This is a genomic window from Sphingomonas arenae (assembly GCF_016924655.1).
GTDB classification, from domain to species: domain Bacteria; phylum Pseudomonadota; class Alphaproteobacteria; order Sphingomonadales; family Sphingomonadaceae; genus Sphingomicrobium; species Sphingomicrobium arenae.
This window is the reverse complement of the sequence record NZ_JAFFJU010000002.1, coordinates 315,481-333,438: the sequence shown is the minus strand read 5'-3', so window position 1 is coordinate 333,438 and position 17,958 is coordinate 315,481. Positions and strand designations below refer to the sequence as shown.

16 protein-coding genes are annotated in these 17,958 nt (G+C 66.0%); 12 read left to right on the top strand and 4 right to left on the bottom strand.

Going from position 1 to position 17,958, the window contains the following annotated elements:
- The first annotated feature begins 138 nt into the window (after positions 1-138).
- The 5 genes from JT720_RS07720 to rimM all read left to right on the top strand — a co-directional run bounded on the left by JT720_RS07720 (position 139) and on the right by rimM (position 5,834).
- A complete protein-coding gene (locus JT720_RS07720; RefSeq protein WP_205480589.1) occupies positions 139-570 on the top strand; it encodes a hypothetical protein in 432 nt (143 codons plus the stop codon).
- A 177-nt stretch (positions 571-747) separates the two neighbouring features.
- Positions 748-2,883, top strand: coding sequence for an EAL domain-containing protein (locus JT720_RS07715; protein WP_205480588.1), 2,136 nt, complete (start codon positions 748-750; stop codon positions 2,881-2,883).
- Positions 2,884-3,059: 176 nt separating this feature from the next.
- Positions 3,060-4,538 carry a signal recognition particle protein gene (gene ffh / locus JT720_RS07710; RefSeq protein WP_205480587.1) on the top strand — a complete coding sequence of 493 codons (1,479 nt, stop codon included), beginning with the start codon at positions 3,060-3,062 and terminating at the stop codon, positions 4,536-4,538.
- Between the two features lie 124 nt (positions 4,539-4,662).
- A complete protein-coding gene (gene rpsP / locus JT720_RS07705) occupies positions 4,663-5,214 on the top strand; it encodes a 30S ribosomal protein S16 (RefSeq protein WP_205480586.1) in 552 nt (183 codons plus the stop codon).
- A 137-nt stretch (positions 5,215-5,351) separates the two neighbouring features.
- Positions 5,352-5,834 (top strand): ribosome maturation factor RimM, encoded by a 483-nt coding sequence (rimM, locus tag JT720_RS07700; RefSeq protein ID WP_205480585.1) that lies wholly within the window; start codon positions 5,352-5,354, stop codon positions 5,832-5,834.
- A gap of 112 nt (positions 5,835-5,946) precedes the next feature.
- On the opposite strand, the gene JT720_RS07695 is transcribed toward rimM, so the two are convergent.
- Positions 5,947-6,930, bottom strand: coding sequence for an NAD(P)/FAD-dependent oxidoreductase (locus JT720_RS07695; RefSeq protein ID WP_205480583.1), 984 nt, complete (start codon positions 6,928-6,930; stop codon positions 5,947-5,949).
- A gap of 59 nt (positions 6,931-6,989) precedes the next feature.
- Between JT720_RS07695 and JT720_RS07690 the strand changes: the two genes are divergently transcribed.
- Genes JT720_RS07690 through rplS form a run of 3 tightly spaced genes read left to right on the top strand, consistent with a single transcriptional unit; the run spans position 6,990 to position 8,482 of the window.
- Complete coding sequence (locus JT720_RS07690) at positions 6,990-7,328, top strand: hypothetical protein (RefSeq protein WP_205480581.1); 339 nt, start codon at positions 6,990-6,992, stop codon at positions 7,326-7,328.
- Between the two features lie 35 nt (positions 7,329-7,363).
- A complete protein-coding gene (gene trmD / locus JT720_RS07685) occupies positions 7,364-8,047 on the top strand; it encodes a tRNA (guanosine(37)-N1)-methyltransferase TrmD (protein ID WP_237219916.1) in 684 nt (227 codons plus the stop codon).
- A 12-nt stretch (positions 8,048-8,059) separates the two neighbouring features.
- A complete protein-coding gene (rplS, locus tag JT720_RS07680; protein ID WP_205480579.1) occupies positions 8,060-8,482 on the top strand; it encodes a 50S ribosomal protein L19 in 423 nt (140 codons plus the stop codon).
- A gap of 60 nt (positions 8,483-8,542) precedes the next feature.
- Here rplS and JT720_RS07675 read toward each other — a convergent pair whose 3' ends face one another.
- Complete coding sequence (locus tag JT720_RS07675; RefSeq protein ID WP_205480578.1) at positions 8,543-10,765, bottom strand: M20/M25/M40 family metallo-hydrolase; 2,223 nt, start codon at positions 10,763-10,765, stop codon at positions 8,543-8,545.
- A 94-nt stretch (positions 10,766-10,859) separates the two neighbouring features.
- Here JT720_RS07675 and JT720_RS07670 point away from each other — a divergent pair, with 94 nt between their 5' ends.
- Positions 10,860-11,888, top strand: a complete 1,029-nt coding sequence (locus JT720_RS07670; RefSeq protein ID WP_205481371.1) for an aspartate-semialdehyde dehydrogenase — start codon at positions 10,860-10,862, stop codon at positions 11,886-11,888.
- 9 nt (positions 11,889-11,897) lie between these two features.
- Here the strand turns inward: JT720_RS07670 and JT720_RS07665 are convergent, their stop codons facing one another.
- Positions 11,898-12,917, bottom strand: coding sequence for a hypothetical protein (locus JT720_RS07665; protein ID WP_205480577.1), 1,020 nt, complete (start codon positions 12,915-12,917; stop codon positions 11,898-11,900).
- A 55-nt stretch (positions 12,918-12,972) separates the two neighbouring features.
- Here JT720_RS07665 and JT720_RS07660 point away from each other — a divergent pair, with 55 nt between their 5' ends.
- Positions 12,973-13,419 carry a GFA family protein gene (locus JT720_RS07660; RefSeq protein ID WP_205480576.1) on the top strand — a complete coding sequence of 149 codons (447 nt, stop codon included), beginning with the start codon at positions 12,973-12,975 and terminating at the stop codon, positions 13,417-13,419.
- 36 nt (positions 13,420-13,455) lie between these two features.
- On the opposite strand, the gene JT720_RS07655 is transcribed toward JT720_RS07660, so the two are convergent.
- Positions 13,456-15,006, bottom strand: a complete 1,551-nt coding sequence (locus JT720_RS07655) for a tetratricopeptide repeat protein (protein ID WP_205480575.1) — start codon at positions 15,004-15,006, stop codon at positions 13,456-13,458.
- A gap of 217 nt (positions 15,007-15,223) precedes the next feature.
- On the opposite strand from JT720_RS07655, the gene JT720_RS07650 reads away from it, so the two are divergent.
- Together JT720_RS07650 and JT720_RS07645 are read left to right on the top strand one after the other, a co-directional pair.
- A complete protein-coding gene (locus tag JT720_RS07650) occupies positions 15,224-15,970 on the top strand; it encodes an alpha/beta fold hydrolase (RefSeq protein ID WP_205480574.1) in 747 nt (248 codons plus the stop codon).
- 61 nt (positions 15,971-16,031) lie between these two features.
- Complete coding sequence (locus JT720_RS07645; protein WP_205480573.1) at positions 16,032-17,918, top strand: M2 family metallopeptidase; 1,887 nt, start codon at positions 16,032-16,034, stop codon at positions 17,916-17,918.
- The last annotated feature ends 40 nt before the right edge of the window (positions 17,919-17,958 follow it).

Below are 17,958 nucleotides of genomic sequence, written 5' to 3'. Positions count from 1 at the left end.
CTTAGGGACGCGGGAAAGCTGAGTCCACTTTCGTCATGGTGAGCGCAGCGAAGCCATCCAGTCCTTCGTTAGGCCGCAACAACTGGATTGCTTCGTCGCTGCGCTCCTCGCAATGACAAGCGAGAGATAGGAGTACCGATGCCCAGAGCCGCCACCGAAGTCATGCAGTCCATCCTGTTCTCCGTCGTGCTCGATGCGGTGGCGGCTCTCAAGACCGCGTCGAAGGGTTTGCCCAACCAGCTGCTGCGGGATGTGCAGGCCATTCATCCGAACGTGACGTTCGCGGATCTGCCGAAGGAACTGCAGGACGCCATCAGCACCGCGACGCGCGGAGCATTCACGCAGCTGCTCAAGGAAGGCTATTCGGTTGCGCCGCGCGATGCGGCCCCAACCCGCACACAACCTCGTGCCGGCGAGCCGGTAGAGCGGGGCGCCCGCGCACCGCGTCCGCAGGGGCAGGGGCCTCGACCGCCCGGCCGCGGCCCCCGCCCCGGCGGCGGTGGTCGCCCCGGGGGAGGCGGCAGGGCAGGCGGCGGAGGCCCCCGGCGCGGTGGCCCTCCACGCGGCTAGCCGCCATTCACTCCAGAACGGAGCAAACGACCGGCCTTAAGTGAAATCTTAAGGCTGGGTCGCGGATGGGCAGCCGTGGTCAAGGCTCTGTTGCGTCCCATTGCTCTTGGAACGGAAGGTGCGCGTCGCCTTTCGCGTCAGTTAACGCGCGCCACCGTTGCCATTCTCGGGGCCATCGTGATCGTGCTCGCAGGTGGCCTGTGGTGGGCCACGCAATGGAGTGACGAAGTCTCGGTGCAGCGGCAGGAGCGCGTCGCCTGGCACGCCATCCACGTCGCTCTTGACGAACTCGCGCTGCAGCAGGAGGCGGTGGCCATCTGGGACGAAAGCGCGGCCAAGATGGTGGCGCCCGTCCGGGACACGGACTGGCTGTTCGACAACACGGCCCTGTGGCTGTTCAACATGTTCCAGCATGACGAGACCTGGCTGCTCGACGAGCACGACAGGCCGGTCCTTGTTGCAGTCAGGGGCCAGCGTGTCGGCGCCGAGCGCTTCTGGCGGCTCCGCCAGGATCTCTCTTCCCTGCTGAGCAGCGTTCGCGGCGGGCCAGGCGGCATCCTGGGACCACATGACCGCAACCCTGGAAGGCCCTTGTCTGAGGGTAGCACGGTCCGGACAACGGCACGGGCCATCCATGACACCCACCTGATCGCCATCGGCGGTCGGCCCGCGGCCGCCAGCGTCATGCTGATCAAGCCATCAACCGAAGGCTATGTCGGACAGCGCGCGGCGTGGCCCGTGATGGTCAGCATCCGTTATCTCGACGGCCCGTTCATGCGCGAACTCCAGTCCAAGAACCTGCTCGACGGAGCGCGCTTCTCGCCTCGTGACACCTCGCGGAAAGGCGAGACCTCGATCTACATCCGCGATGCGTGGGAGAAGCCGCTCGGCTACCTGATCTGGAGGCCCGAACTGCCTGGGCGGCGGATCATGGGGGTGCTTCTTCCGGCGACCTTCGTCGGGTTGCTGATGCTGGGTGCGCTCATGTTCATGCTGCTGGGGCGTCTCAAGCACACACTGGTGGAACGAGGGGCACTGGAGGCCCAGGCGCGTCATCTCGCCTTCCACGACACGCTGACCAGCCTGCCCAATCGTGCGCTGCTCACCGAACGGTTGCAGGGCGCACTGGCCGAGCGCAGCCACGATGTCTCTCTGCTGCTCATCGATCTGGACCGGTTCAAGCAGGTCAACGACACGCTTGGCCACCTTGCGGGCGACCAGCTCATCCAGGAGTTCGCCGGGCGATTGCGCGCAACGTCCTCGGGGCGGGAGACGATCGCGCGCCTCGGCGGGGACGAATTCGCCATTCTGCTCTGCGGGGAAGAGGCCTCCCGGGCGTCGGACCGCTGTGAGACGATCCACGCGGTCTTCGCGAAGCCATTCGATTTGCTGGGGAAGAGCGTCCATGCAAGTGCAAGCATCGGGGCTGCTCGCTCTCTCGGCGAAGCGATCGACGCCACGGAGTTGATGCGCCGGGCAGATGTCGCGCTCTACCGTGCCAAGGCGGAAGGACGTCATTGTGCTCGGGTATTCCGGCCGCGGATGGACGCAGCCAACACCCGCCGCGCGAGGCTGGAAAGCGATCTTCGAGCGGCGCTTCATTGCAACCAGTTTGAACTATGGGGGCAGGTCGAGGTCGATGGACAGCGCCGCCGTTTGGGCGAGGAACTGCTGCTCCGCTGGAAACATCCGGAGCTCGGCCTCATTCCCCCGTCCCGATTCCTCCCCATCGCCGAGGAAACCGGGCTGATCATCCCGATCGGCGACTGGGTCCTGCATCGGGCGATCCAAGGGGCGAGCCGCTCCAGCGAGCGGGGCGGGGGCTTCACTGCCATCAATCTCTCGCCGGCGCAGCTGCGTGACGAGACCTTCGCCGAGCGGGTGGTTCACCACTGCCGAACTCAGGCGGTGAGTCCGGACCAGCTCGAGTTCGAGATCACCGAGCGCACCCTGCTGGATGACAGTCGCACCACCCGAGCCTCGCTCCAGCGGTTGCGTGAGGCCGGCTTCCGCGTTGCTCTGGACGACTTCGGGACCGGCTACTCCAGCCTCAACTACCTCCGCCGCTTTACCGTCGACAAGATCAAGGTGGACCGCAGTTTCGTGGCGGACATCGAACGCTCCGCGGAAGCGCGCGCGATCGTTGCGGCCATTGCAAGCCTGGGCAGGGCGCTGGGGCTGACGATTGCGGCGGAGGGCGTGGAGACGGTCCAGCAGGAAGAGATCCTGTTGCTTGCCGGGTGCGATCAGCTGCAGGGGCACCTCTATTCCAAGGCCGCTCCCCTGGACGAGAAGCTGATGTTCGCGGCCTGACCGCCGCCTTTCCTTGACCGCACCACCTGGTTCGTCTAACCGCGCCCGGTCGTTTTCGACAGACATCGATGTTGCTCCTCGGAGCACGCTGGCCGGCGAGGTTTCGCCCGCCGGCGTCGTTTGCGTTGCGGGAAGTCACTTCCCATTTCGCGGGCGCCATCGTGAGGAGTGTGTGAATGTTCGAGTCCCTGAGCGACCGCCTTGGCGGGGTGTTCGACAAGCTTCGCGGCCGTGGCGCGCTGACGGAGGCCGACGTGCGCTCGGCCATGCGCGAGGTGCGCGTGGCTCTGCTCGAGGCGGATGTCGCACTTCCGGTCGCGCGCGATTTCGTCGACAAGGTGACCGAACAGGCGGTCGGCCAGGAAGTGCTCCGGTCGGTCACGCCGGGTCAGCAGGTCGTCAAGCTCGTCAACGACGCGCTCATCGAGATGCTCGGCGGCGACAATGCGGAGCTGAACACCGCGGTCAGCCCGCCGGCCGTGATCATGATGGTCGGCCTTCAGGGCTCGGGCAAGACGACCACCACGGCCAAGCTTGCGAAGCGCCTCGCGGAGAAGGAGCGCAAGCGGGTCCTGATGGCCTCGCTCGACGTCGCCCGTCCGGCCGCGCAGGAGCAGTTGGCGGTGCTCGGCCGGCAGGCGAGCGTCGACACGCTGCCGATCGTTCCGGGCCAGCTGCCCGTCGACATCGCGAAGCGCGCGCTGCAGTCGGCGAAGCTGCAGGGTTACGACGTGCTGCTGCTCGATACGGCGGGTCGGCTCCATGTCGACGATGCGCTGATGAGCGAGATGAAGGCGGTTGCCGCCGCCTCCATGCCGGCGGAAACGCTGCTGGTCGTGGACAGCCTGACCGGCCAGGATGCCGTCAACGTCGCCAAGGGGTTCGCAGGCGAGGTCGAGCTCACCGGCGTGATCCTGACCCGCATGGACGGCGATGCCCGCGGTGGCGCGGCGCTGTCGATGCGTGCGGTCACCGGCAAGCCGATCAAGTTCGCGGGCACCGGCGAGGGTCTTGACGCGATCGAGCCGTTCCACCCCAGCCGCGTGGCGGGGCGCATCCTTGGCATGGGCGACGTCGTCAGCCTGGTCGAACGCGCCGCCGAGACGATCAAGGTCGAGGAAGCCGAGAAGCTCGCCGCCAAGATGGCGAAGGGCAAGTTCGACCTCGACGACCTCCGCTCGCAGATCGCGCAGATGCAGCGCATGGGCGGCCTCGGCGCGCTCGCCGGCATGATGCCTGGCATGAAGGGCATGAAGGGCGCGATTGACAAGGCGCAGGACAGCAAGGCGCTGGTTCACCTGGAAGCGATCATGTCGTCCATGACTGCCAAGGAGCGGGCCAAGCCCGAGTTGATCAACGCCAAGCGCAAGATCCGCATTGCCAAGGGCAGCGGCACCACCGTTCAGGAGGTGAACAAGCTGCTGAAGATGCACCAGGAAATGGCCAACGCCATGAAGCGGCTGAAGAAGATGGGCGGCCTCGGCAAGCTGGCGGCGCTGTTCGGCAAGGGTGGCATGGAAGGCGCCATGGGCGGTCTGATGGGGCCCGGTGGGCTGCCCCCTGGTGGGCTCGGCGGCGGTGGGCTGCCGGGACTGCCCGGTGGCGGCGCGCCGTTCGGAATGCCTCCGGGTTTCGACAAGTTTGGCAAGAAATGATGGCGTGACCGTCATCCCCGCGCACGCGGGGATCCATCTCCCATAAGCTGGGCAGGTGGACAGTTCAGGAGATGGACCCCCGCCTTCGCGGGGGTGACGAGTAGAAGAAAGAAGGACTAACGAAATGGCAGTTGCAATCCGTCTGGCCCGTGGTGGCTCCAAGAAGCGTCCGTACTACCGCATCGTCGTCGCGGATTCGCGCAATTCGCGTGACGGCCGCTTCATCGAGAAGGTCGGCACCTACAACCCGCTGCTGGCGAAGGACTCGCCCGAGCGGGTGAAGCTGGACAGCGACCGCATCCAGCATTGGCTGGGCGTCGGCGCTCAGCCGTCGGACCGTGTGGCCCGCTTCCTCGACGCCGCCGGCATCAAGGAGCGCGCGGCTCGCAACAACCCGAACAAGGGCAAGCCGGGCGAGAAGGCGACGGAGCGGGCCGAAGAGCGTGCTGCCAAGCAGGCCGAGGCTGCCGAAGCCGCTGCTGCCGCTGCGGCTGCTCCCGAGCCCGAGGTCGCTGCCGAGCCGGAGGCGCCGGCCGCCGATGAAAGCGCGCCGAGTCAGGAAGCTCCGGCCGAAGGTGGCGACGCTGGCGCTGAGGTGTCCGCTCCGACGCAGCCCGAGCCAGCCGAGGGCGCCGATGACGCTGCTCCGGCCGAAGGCGCCGAGAAGGCGGAGTAACATGAAGTCCTCCCCGGCCCTTGCCGGGGACGGCGACCATGCGAAGCATGGTGGAGGGGATCTTCGGCGGAAGCGTAGAACCCCTCCACCGCTCTCGAGGCGGTTCCCCTCGTCACGAAAACGTCGGGAGGATCAGTTTGTCTGACCGCATCGCCCTTGCCGCCGTCGCCGGTGCGCACGGCATCCGGGGTGAGCTTCGCCTGAAGCTGTTCTCCGACAGCGCTGAGAGCTTGGCCCACCATTCGACCGTCTTCGTGGGAGGACGGGAGATGCAACTGCAGTCCGTCAAGGACAGCGGCAAGACCGCGATTGCGCGCGTGGCCGGCGTGAACGATCGCTCGACCGCAGAAGCCCTGCGTGGCAGCCTCATCGAGGTGGATCGTGCCTCTCTCCCCCCGCTCGGAGAAGGTGAATATTATCATGCCGACCTCATCGGCCTGCCGTGCGTGTCGCATGAGGGTGCGGCTCTCGGGACGGTTGTGGCAGTCGAGAACTTCGGTGCCGGTGACCTGCTGGAGGTCGAGGGCGCGGAGGGCCGCCGGGCGTTGATTCCGTTCAGGCCCGGAATCGCGGACCTGGCAGACGGGCAGATCGTGCTCGACCCGGAGTTCCTGGCCTGACCCATTGCCCGTCCTGAGCGGAGCGCCCCAGCCCGCAGGTTAACGTCTCGGGCAACGTTGCTGCGGGATGGGCGCCCTTCGACTTCGCTGCGCTCCGCTCAGGACGAGCGAGTCATTCTCCTACCTGCATCGTCTGCCGTTCCGTCTCATTTGCCGCCGGCACCTCGACCGGCTCGCGCCACAGCGGAGACTTGGCCGCTAGGTCGTTGCGGATCGTCGTCGCTGCTTGTCCACCTTCGCCCATGGCATGGCTGATCTGGTCGAGTCCGTGGACAACGTCTCCGGCGGCGTAGAGTCCCTCGACCGTGGTGCGCATCTTGTCGTCGCAGACGAAACAGCCGTCTTCCGCAACTTTCGCGCCAACCATCTCGCCCAACTGGGTGTGGGTATCCGATCCTAGCGCCGGATAGACGCTGTCGAACGTCAGCAGCCCATGTGCCGTGTCGACCGTGATGCAGCTGCCGGTCACGCCGACAGCTTCGGCGGGCCCGTCGACGCACTTCACCCCCGCCGCGTCCAGCTTCGCCCGCTCCTCCGGGCTGAGTTCAAGTGCGCTGTCAGGCGCAATCAGGGTCACGTCCGCCGTGTAGCTACGGAGGAAGATCGCTTCACCGACGCCCCCCTTGCCGGAGCCGATCACGCCGACCTTCTTGTCGGTGATTTCATAGCCGTCACAGATCGGGCAATAGCGGATGAGCCCATGCGCCATGGCGTCGTCGTGCAGTTCCGGGTCCATCGGCGGCCGACGATTGGTGAGCCCCGTGCACAAGAGGACGGTGCGCGCACGCTGGGGACCCGCGCCCCACTCGGCCGTGAACAGACCATCTTCATCCTTGTCGAGCCGGTGCACGCGTGCGGTCTCGATCTTGGCTCCATATTTCTGCGCCTGCTCGCGCATCAGGCGGAGCAGCTCCTTGCCGTTGATCCCGTCCGGATAGCCGGCATGATTGTGGCTGCAGGGAATCCAGCTGGCCCGGCTGTTGCCCGCGTCCACCACGTGGATGTCGAGGTGAAACCGGGCGAGATAGATGGCGGCGGTCAGCCCGGCCGGGCCGCCGCCGACGATCAGGCAGTCATAGGGTGCGTCGGTAGCCATGAGGCGCCAATGAGTGGCTTGGCTTGGCGGTTCCCATGCTGCTGGCCTAAGCAGAACGCATGCACGACACGGTTTATTTCGTCTTCTCCTGGTGGATCTGGGCAGCCCTAGTGGCATTCGGAGCGATCATCGGCTTCGCTGCGGCGGCGATCCTAACGGGGCGGAAGCCACAATGGACGGCGACGCGGCGGGTAGTCACGGCGGCTGCTGTCCCGGCAGTCCTGATCGTCACTGGTACCAGCATCGGCGCAGGTATGGTTCTCGCGACCGCAACGCCGGGCGACTGGAGCGATCTTGCGGTGCCGGCGATTGCGCGAGTGGGAGTCACGGCCGCCCTGGTAGCCGGGGCGGCAGCCCTCGCCGCGGCGCTGCTCGCCGACTCGGTCGCGGGCTCGTGAGCTTCCGCACATCGGTTCTGACCCTCTACCCGGACATGTTTCCCGGACCACTGGGCATGAGCCTGGCCGGGCGGGCGCTTCAGGATGGCGTGTGGAGCCTCGACACCCGCAACATCCGGGACTTTGCAACCGACAAGCACCGCAGCGTGGACGACACCCCTGCTGGCGGCGGCGCAGGAATGGTGTTGCGAGCCGACGTGCTCGCGGCGGCGCTGGACAGCGTGGCCGATGGCCGCCCGACGCTGGCGATGACTCCTCGCGGACGTCCGCTTACGCAGCAGCGGGTCCGGGAGCTTGCAGGAGGGGAAGGGGTCATCGTGCTCTGTGGTCGCTTCGAAGGTTTCGACGAGCGGATCTTCGAAGGCCGGCCCCTCGAGCCGGTGTCGGTCGGCGACTATGTCCTGTCCGGCGGCGAGCTGCCCGCCATGGTCCTGCTGGACGCTTGCGTTCGCCTGCTCCCCACTGTAATGGGCGCGGCCTCCAGCGGAGAGGAAGAGAGCTTCGAACAGGGGCTACTCGAATATCCGCATTATACCCGACCGGTCACCTGGGAAGGGCGCACGATCCCCGAAGTGCTGCGATCGGGGGATCATGCGAAGATTGCCGCGTGGCGACACGCACAGGCGATCAACGATACACGGCTACGGCGGCCGGACCTGATCGAGCGCCATGGGGGCGCATCGCAGGCACCGCCCTCTGGCGCGCAGCGGAAGAAGTAGGGCTGTACGACCATGAACATCATCGAGACCATCGAGCGCGAGCAGATCGCCGAGCTCACCCAGACCCGAGCCATTCCCGAATTCCGCCCTGGCGACACGCTGCGCGTCGGCGTCAAGGTCATCGAAGGCGACCGCGCCCGCGTCCAGAACTTCGAGGGCGTCTGCATCGCCCGCGCCAACAAGGGCATCAACTCCAACTTCACGGTCCGCAAGATCAGCTTCGGCGAGGGGGTCGAGCGCGTCTTCCCGCTCTACTCGCCGGTGGTGGACTCCATCGAGGTCGTCCGCCGCGGTGCCGTCCGCCGCGCCAAGCTTTACTATCTGCGCGGCCGCACCGGTAAGTCGGCCCGCATCGCCGAGCGCCGCGACCCGCGTACTACGGGAAAGCAGGTCGCAGCCAGCGCCACGCCGCAGACCGAGACGGCCGAGGGCTGAGCCTTCTGGCAACGAAATGAAAGAGGGCGGGAGAGCTTCGGTTCTCCCGCCCTTTGTCGTTCAGATTCGCATCCGTTCGACAACGATCGTCGCGTGCGGCAGATACTGCGGCTGCGCGTTCGCCGGCTTGGCGGCGAGCAGGGGAGCCGCTGCTGGGGGTAGGCGCCACTGGGTGCCGATGAGAGTCAATTGCACCGGCGCGGTTCCGACTACCATCTCCAGCAAGGCTCCATCACACCGTCTCCCGGTGCACGAGAGGGTGTAAGAACCCTTGGTGCCTTCCGCGCGGATGGGTCGCGTCTCGCCCGCAAGGCCAGCCGCTCGGACATCGGCTTGCTCCGGAGCCATGATCGTGACGCTGTCGGCACCACCCGTCGAAAGCCTGAAGCGCAGCCGCCGCGCCCGTCCGGGAACTGGGGATTGTTCCACCACTGTCGCTCGCGGAGGCACTATGCCAGACTGGGAAGGAGCTGGCGCAATCCAGCGCTGACGCAGGCCGATCGGCAAAGTGCCAAGCTGCCACCGTCCGAAGCGCGCAAAGCTGGCGGGCAGGGGCGCCCGGTCGTTGGCGATCGACCACAGAGGCTGCCGGAAGCTCGGATCCACGACATATTGCAACGTGAACTGCTGCTGCCGGTCAGCAGAATAAGCGGGCGCGATCGTAGCAGGTATCCAGGCAGCAAACGCCAGCAGGATGGCTCCTCCTGCAACCCGAGTTCGCGAGGATCCTTCGACCAGCGGCTTCGCCTCGATCAGCCACGGCAACAGCACGAGCCCGCCAAGCGGGGCGAACGCCCATAGCGGCCCGCCGTTCAGGAGCTCTTCGAGTAGGCCTAGCATTGCGCCGAGCGTGACGAACAAGAGCAATGCCGCGAGGATCGCGGCCAGCGTCTCCGCTGGTTTCCACCAGCGACCTGCCAGCATTCCGCAGGCGACGATCAGAGGTGGAGACAGGAAGTAGATCAGGCCGCCCGGCGCCGCGAGGGCCGTTCCGGCACCCACGACGAGGAACAGCAGCCAGAAGGCGGCGCGAAGTTGCCGAACCTCCAGTGTCCGAGCGGCCGCGAGCGCCAGGAGCCCGGCCGCGATGACGCCAGCGTAGATCGCTGCTTCGGTCCACTGCGGGGACGCCCGCCAGAACTGACCGGACCGGAAGCCTCCGACGACGGTCAGCCCGGCCCATGCCAAGCCGATGCCCAGAAGCAGAGCAGCGATTATCAAGGGCAGGCCCAGCCAAGCACGCCGCTTCCACGTGACAACCAGGAGCAGGAGGGCGAGACCCGCGAGCAGCGCTACGCCCGCTGCCATCGGCAGGGTGACGAGCGCTCGACCCGCCACGTCCATGAACAGCAACTCGCCCTGCACCTGCGTCGGAGCGGCGCCAGCGGCAAGGCGGCTCGCCAACGCCAGCGTCTGGTCCCCCATGTGCTGAAGGGTCGAGAGATCCAGTGCCTGGAGATTGTCCCCGGGCGAATGGTAGCGGGTCTCATTGCCCATCGGCGCCAGGTTGAGCGTGAGCCAGCCGCGTTCCTCGAAGCTGTTGACGTCCGTGTAGTTGGGCAGCTGGCGATAGGCGCTGACCGCAAGGCTGTTTGCAACCGGTCGGTCGACCGCTGCGGCGAAAACCCGGACGGCAGCGACGTTGGGTACGCTGGTCTCGAACATGTTGACGGGACCGCGCACCCCGCGCGCCTCGAGGTTGATCAGGCTGTCGACGCGGGCAGCGAGCGGATCGCCGTCCAGGAACGCCCGTGCTCCGTTGAGGCCGAGCTCTTCCCCCTCGTTGAACAGGAAGGTGACGGGTCTCGCCAGGCGCTGCTCTTTGAGCAGTCCAGCCACCTCCATCATGGTCGCGACACCGACCCCGGCGTCGGCGGCGCCGGGGCCTACCGGCACGCTGTCATAGTGCGAGTTGATCAGCAGGTGCCTCCCGCGCGCGGGACCGAGCGTGACCAGCACGTTGCGGACCCGGGCACAGGCGACCCCGCGCTGCTTGAACAACACGTTGCAATTGAAGCGATCGTCCACGCGAGGCTGCAGCCCCATCGCCCGCAGCTGCGCAACCAGTCGCGCACGAACTCCGTCGCTGGTGACCGTATCCGCCGGATGCGGACTTTCGTCACCGAGGACTCGCGCCAGTCGCGCCTTGGCCCGACCCGCATCGAACTGTCCGGGGAGGTTCTGCGCTCGCGCCCGCGGCGGCTCGGTCAGCTTGTGCGTGGAGGCCATGGCCAGCAGCAGTCCGATCACGACTGCTATCAGCCACCACGACCGCTGCCTCATCGCTGCCCCCGCCTTGTCTCGCCCCGACGCCAAGCCATATCGCCTTGCCGCGCCGCTTGCGATAGGGGCGCTGCAGATCATCGGGAGTGACGAAATGGGTTACCGGGTCGCCGTCGTCGGTGCGACGGGCAATGTCGGACGCGAGATGCTGCAGATCCTGGCGGAGCGGCAGTTCCCGCTGGACGAGGTCGCAGCCGTCGCCAGCGCACGCTCGACTGGGGACATCGTCGACTTCGGCGACACGGGCGAGACGCTCAAGGTCAAGAACCTCGAGCACTTCGATTTCGCGGGCTATGACATGGCGCTGTTTGCCATCGGCTCGGAGGGCAGCAAGATCCACGCTCCACGGGCGGCGCAGGCGGGCTGCACGGTGATCGACAATTCATCGCTCTACCGGATGGACCCGGACGTGCCGCTAATCGTGCCGGAGGTGAACCCGGACGCCATCAGCGGTTATCGGGCAAGGAACATCATCGCCAATCCGAACTGCTCGACCGCGCAGATGGTGGTCGCTCTGAAGCCGCTGCACGATGCGGCCGGGATCAAGCGGGTGGTGGTGGCGACCTACCAGTCCGTCTCCGGTGCGGGCAAGCAGGGTATGGACGAGCTGTTCAACCAGTCGCGCAACATCTTTGTCGGTGACACGGCCGAGCCCGAGAAGTTCACCAAGCAGATCGCGTTCAACGTGATTCCGCACATCGACAGCTTCCTGGAGGACGGCTCCACCAAGGAAGAGTGGAAGATGGTGGTGGAGACCAAGAAGATACTCGACCCGAAGATCAAGGTCACTGCCACCTGCGTTCGCGTGCCGGTGTTCGTCGGCCATTCCGAGGCCGTGAACATCGAGTTCGAGCGGGAGATCAGCGCCCAGGAAGCGCAGGACATCCTCCGCGAGGCGCCGGGCATCATGCTGGTCGACAAGCGCGAGGACGGCGGTTACGTCACGCCGGTCGAGTGTGTCGGCGACTATGCGACCTTCGTTTCGCGCGTTCGAGAGGACCCGACGGTCGACAGCGGACTATCGATGTGGATCGTGAGCGACAACCTCCGGAAGGGTGCCGCGCTGAACGCGGTGCAGATCGCTGAACTGCTTGGTCGGAGGCATCTTCAGAAAGCCGCCTGAGGGATCCTGCTAGGCGGCGGAGCGTTCGATCGCGCGCCGCAGCAGGGGCGAAGTTGCCGCAGCCCTGTCGAGCCACGTCATGGCTTGGTCGATTTCTGTCCGGTACCGCGCCGCAGCCTCTTGAAGTAATTTGCGGCGTAGTGCGGGTGTGTAGTCGTACTCCAGCGCTTTGGAATAACGGCGCATGAGCGGCCCCGTCGTAACGGACGCGAGCTGCTGGTCGGAGGCAGGAAAGCCCAGAAATCCGGCGATATGGCGTAGGGCCGTTTCGGGCTGATCGAGAAAGACGTCGAAGTTGGTCCACATCAACTGGTCGCCGCCGAGCCGCTCTGCCGCTTGCTCAAGCGCGGTCATCTCGCAGGCCCAGGCCGCCGCGGCGAGCGTGGCCGGGTGGTCGCCCGGACTAACCTGTTGAAATGGAACGCGTTCAGACATGCGTTGAGCGCGGAACGGAACCAGGGTGCTGAGCTCTCGTCGGCTGTTTTCGCCCGCCAGCATCGTCTGGATGTAGGAGGTGGGCGAGACGGTCAGGAACAGCCCGCGCCCCTTCGGGCCGATCCACTCAGCGGCTAAGTCACTGACAAAGCTTGTAGTCTTGACTAACGCCTTCTCCTCAGGGGCGAAGGTGCGGGAGTAGAGCTTCCGTACGGGGTCGATCAGCGCTTGCCAATGCTCCCGGCCGAGGAGAGCGAGGTCCCGGAGGGCGCGAGGTTCTCGGATGGACAGCACATTGTCGAGTTCACCGAGCAGGCGGGCGATCAGGGTGGAGCCGACATGGCCGATGTGGAAGATCCACCGAACGTCGTCGCGAGCGACACGTTGAGTTGCACAAAGTGCCACCTCGAGCGGCACTAAATGCGCGGAATTGACGTTTTGCAGCAGGCGATCATCCAGAAAACTCGCTGCGCGATAGTCTTCCGGGCTCATGTCGACGAAGCGCACCAATCCGGCCAGCGGATCGCAGGCCTGGACCAGCCAGCGCGCATCGCGGGCGATCTCCTGTTCGGTCAGTTTCGGAGCATCAGCCATCAGCCTGCGATTAGCGGCCTTGCGGCTGCGAAGCCACCGGGCCTAATCTTGGTGCATGACACAGTTGATGAGCGGCGGTTGCGCGTGCGGGCGCGTGCGGTTCGAGGCGGACGTGCCAGACCACAAGGCCTACCTTTGCCATTGCCGGATGTGCCAGCGGGCGAGCGGCAACGTGTCGCTCGCCATGTACACGCTTCCGCAAGCCAATGTTCGATGGCAGCGGGAGCCCGACTGGTACCGGAGCAGCCGGATCGCCGAGCGACCGTTCTGTTCGCAGTGCGGCACCAGCCTGGGGTTCCGCTACTTGGAGGGCACGGATCGGATGGACCTGACCGTGGCCGCTTTCGACGATCCCACGCCTTTCCGACCGACAAGTCACTTCGGCGCCGAGAGTGCCCACCGCGCCTGGCTCAACACCGAAGGCCTGCCGGAGACCCGCAGCGACGAGTACGAGCGGCTGCAGGAGCGATGGACCCAGGCCGGCGCCCAACCGCCGGCCTGATACAATCCGTCCAGGATTTGCCCAGGCGCAAGCGCCTTAGGCGTCGTCCTCGTCCTCCTTGTCGTCGTCGAGCTTCGGCGCGAGTTCCTTGAGCGCTTCCGTCTTGTTGCCGGCCTCGATCTGCTTGCTGATCTCGCGCAGCTTGGTGAGGCGCTTGCCGGGCTTCGGATGCGGATCGTTGATGATCGGACCGAGCAGGTTCAACGCTTCCTTGTTCCGGTTCTCGATCAGCATCAGGTGGGCCAGGGTCGTCCGGATGCCGGGATCGAACGGCGCAAACTCATAGGCGCGTTCAACGGCAATCAGCGCGTCCTTCGGCGGTGTCTCGCCTGCGAGCAGGTAGGTGAGATAGTAGCCGTGGAGCGGGACCGGGTTTTCGTTGTCCGCCTTGTTGGCCGCCACGAACTCCTTGCGGGCAACGGCAAACTGCTTCGGGTCCGTCTTGGCGCGCCGCAGTGCAATCCTGGCGCGGTAGATGCGCGCATCGGTGTTGACGGGATCGATCTGCAGGATCCGGTCGGCGAGTGCCTCGGCCTCCCTGTCGTTCTGCGCATCATATTCCGCTTCCATTGCGGCCCGCAGTACGGGGACGTCCCTGGGGTGGGCACTGGCAAGCCGGCGAGCGTCGTCCACCAGCGCCTTGGCCTTCTCCTTGCTTACGCCGACCTGCGACCGGATGTGGAGGCGCATCTTGGCCTCTTCCGCCTGGGACAGAGCCCGCACCTCGGCCCGCGGAGGCTTGTAGTTCGGGAACTTGACCTCGACGATCCGAGCGCGGCCACGGCGATAGGCATCGAGATCCCGGTTCAGCTTGTCGAGGTCGCCAAACGCCTGTTCCGCGGCCTGCCGGCTGGTCTGACCCGCATTGATCAGCCGAAGATACTTCTCCAGCTCGCCTTTGCGCTCCCCCGAGAAGGAAAGGTAGTTCGAGAGCAGCCAGCCCATCGCATAGATCTGCGCGCCGTCCTCGCCATCCATCCGCTCGGGCGGATCGAGGAGACGCTTCACGTGATAGGTGTTGAGGTATCGAAGCACATCGGCACGGTGAGTGGCGGCGCCACCCATCCGGAACCCGCTCTCCGTCAACTGAGCCGTGCCGTAAACCTCGGCGAAGCCCTCGCTGTACCAGCGGGGGTAAGCGGCGGGTGCATGCTGGTACATGAAATAGTGCGCATATTCGTGGAACAGGACCACGCCCGAGAAGCTGTCGTCCGTGTCCCGGGTGCCGATGCTCCCGCGAACGCGCGGCTGGCGAGCCGGCACGAACGCCACCGACCCACCGGCCCGTGGGATGAAGAAGCCGGCCACGCCGCGAGAACCCGCAAGTTCGCCGATGTCGTCCGTGTCGCCGAACTGGTAAAGCGTCAGCTTGGCCGAATCCGGCACCTCCTCGCTCTCCAGCGACATGCCGCGCACGTAGCGCATGACCTGATCGAACCGCTCCAGGTTCACGGCGAGTTTTTCCGCCTGCTCCTTGGAGGTTTCCGAATAAACGACGAAGTGGTTGGTCTTCGCTCTCCACCAACCCTCGGCGGCAGCAGGCGAAGAGAGAGCGACAGCCGCGAGGGCTGCAAACACGTAACGCATCAAGATCAACTCCAGGCAGGATGGAGGCGGACGCACTCACGGGAAGTCGCCCGATCTCACGTTAAACTGCTGGAAACTGGCAAGGCAACCACTTGCCGCGGCGCGACTTTCGCTCGGGCTGGTGGTGACATTTTGAACGCACTTGCGAAAGGCGTGGCGAGAGCATCGCTCGGCAGGAGATGTGCACTCGCGCGAAGATTTCGGTAGGGCTCCCTGCATGATCACCAATCACTGGACCGCCTCGGACGGGGTCGAGCTGGCATGGCGGGAAATGGGGCAGGGGCGTGCGGTCATCCTGCTTCATGGCCTCTTCTCGGATGCCCAGATGAACTGGATCAAGTTCCGCCATGCCGAGCGGATCGCATCGGCGGGCTTCCGCGTCATCATGCCGGACCTGCGAGCCCACGGGCTGTCGGCGAAGCCGCACGATCCTGCCCACTACGGCCGGGGAGTGCTGGCACGCGACGTGCGGGAGCTGATCGCGCACCTTGCGCTGACGGACTACGATCTCGGCGGCTTCTCGCTGGGCGCCCGCACCACGGTGCAGGTGATCGGGGAGGGCGCCCGTCCCCGGCGCGCGATCCTGGCGGGCATGGGTCTTCAAGGCCTGACCGACTGGAACCGCCGGCAGGCCTTCTTCCACGAGGCGATTGCCCAGTTCGACGTCGCCAAGCGTGGGGACAAATGGTGGATGGCCATCCAGTTCATGAAGACGATGAAGGTCGACCGGGTCGCCGCCGGTCACCTGCTGCGCACGTTCGAGGACGCGCAGCCCGGCTGGCTCCAGGCGTTCACCATGCCGACGCTCATCCTGTGCGGTGACAAGGATGACGATAACGGGTCGGCGTCCGCGCTCGCCGAAGCGCTGCCGACTGCCGAGCTGGAATATGTCCCGGGGACTCATATGAGCTCCGTCGTGGAGCCGGCGTTCGGCGAGGCGATCGCCCGCTTCTTAAGTGCTTGACCCGAAACGCCGTCCTGCGCTTAGTCCGCGCGCACATCATCCTGCTTGAAGGACCACCCGCATGAAGTTTGCCGCTTCCGTCTCCCTCCTTGCGCTTACGTTGGGAGGTTGTGCCGCCACCACCTCGAACACGGCCGGTGTGGCCCCTGCTGCGGTCGCCCAGAACGATACTCCGGGCACGACCGATGCGCCGCCCGCCGGGCAGTATGCTGCGACGCCGGAAGGCGCGCGCCAGTTCATCGCGGCGGTCGAGAAGGACCTGTTCGACCTCAGCGTGATCGGCGGCCGGGCCGCCTGGGTGAACTCGACTTACATCACCGAGGATACCGACGCGATTGCGGCTTACTTCGGCACCATCGGGACCGAGAAGGGCGTAATCTACGCCAAGGAAGCTGCCCGCTTCGCGCGGGTCGAAGGACTCGATCCCGACACGGCGCGCAAGCTCAACATCCTGCGCGGGGCGCTGGTGCTGGCCGCGCCGACGACGCCGGGTGCCGCGGCCGAGCTGGCGACCATCACCACCCGCCTGCAGTCGCAATATGGCAAGGGCCGCGCGACGCTGAACGGCAAGGAGATCACCGGCGACGTGGCCGAGGAGGAGATGGGCACCCTGCGCGACCCGGCCAAGCTGCAGGAGGTCTGGACCAGCTGGCACACCAACGTCGGCCGGCCGATGCGTGCCGACTATACCCGCATGGTCGAGATCGCCAACGCGGGCGCCAAGGAGCTCGGCTATGCCGACACGGGAGCGATGTGGCGGTCGAACTACGACATGAGCCCGGAAGAGTTCTCGGCCATGTACGACCGGCTCTGGGAGGAGCTGAAGCCGCTGTACAACCAGCTGCACTGCTACACCCGGACCAAGCTCAACCAGAAGTATGGCGACCGCATCCAGCCGGCGAGCGGACCGATCCGCGCCGATCTGCTCGGCAACATGTGGGCGCAGGAATGGGGCAACATCTACGACGTGGTGGCGCCCAAGGGTGCGGGCGACGTCGGCTATGACGTGACCGACCTGCTCAAGGCCAAGAAGAAGACGCCGACCGACATGGTCCGGATCGGCGAGGGCTTCTACACGTCGCTGGGCCTGGCGCCGCTGCCCGAAACCTTCTGGCAGCGCTCGCAGATCGTCCGTCCGGAGGGCCGCGAGGTGGTCTGCCACGCCTCGGCCTGGGACCTCGACAACAAGGACGACCTGCGCATCAAGATGTGCACCAAGGTCAACGGCGACGACTTCGTCACCATCCACCACGAGCTTGGTCACAACTACTACCAGCGCGCCTACAACCAGCAGCCGTACCTGTACCTCAATGGTGCGAACGACGGTTTCCACGAGGCGATCGGCGACTTTATCGCCCTGTCGGTGACGCCCGAGTATCTGGTGCAGATCGGCCTGCTGGACCGGAACAAGGTGCCGGACGCCAGCAAGGACACCGGCCTGCTGCTCCGCCAGGCGATGGACAAGGTCGCCTTCCTGCCGTTCGGCCTGATGGTCGACAAGTGGCGGTGGGGCGTGTTCGACGGCTCCATCCCGAGCACCGGCTACGAGCAGGGCTGGAACCAGCTCCGGCAGCAGTATCAGGGCATCACGCCGCCCGTCGCGCGGACCGAGCAGGACTTCGATCCGGGCGCCAAGTTCCACATCCCGGGCAACACACCCTACGCCCGCTACTTCCTGGCGCGCATCCTGCAGTTCCAGTTCTACAAGGCGGCCTGCGACATGGCCGGCTGGAAGGGACCGCTGCACCGTTGCTCCTTCTATGGGAACAAGGAAGTCGGGCAGCGCCTGAACGCCATGCTGGCGATGGGCGCGTCCAAGCCGTGGCCGGATGCGCTCGAGGCCTTCACCGGCACGCGGGAGATGTCGGGCAAGCCGATGCTGGAGTATTTCGCTCCGCTGCAGCGCTGGCTGGAAGAGCAGAACCGCGGGAAGCAGTGCGGCTGGTAAGCTGAGTCGCTTCGCTCTCCGCTCGTCCTGAGCGGAGGGC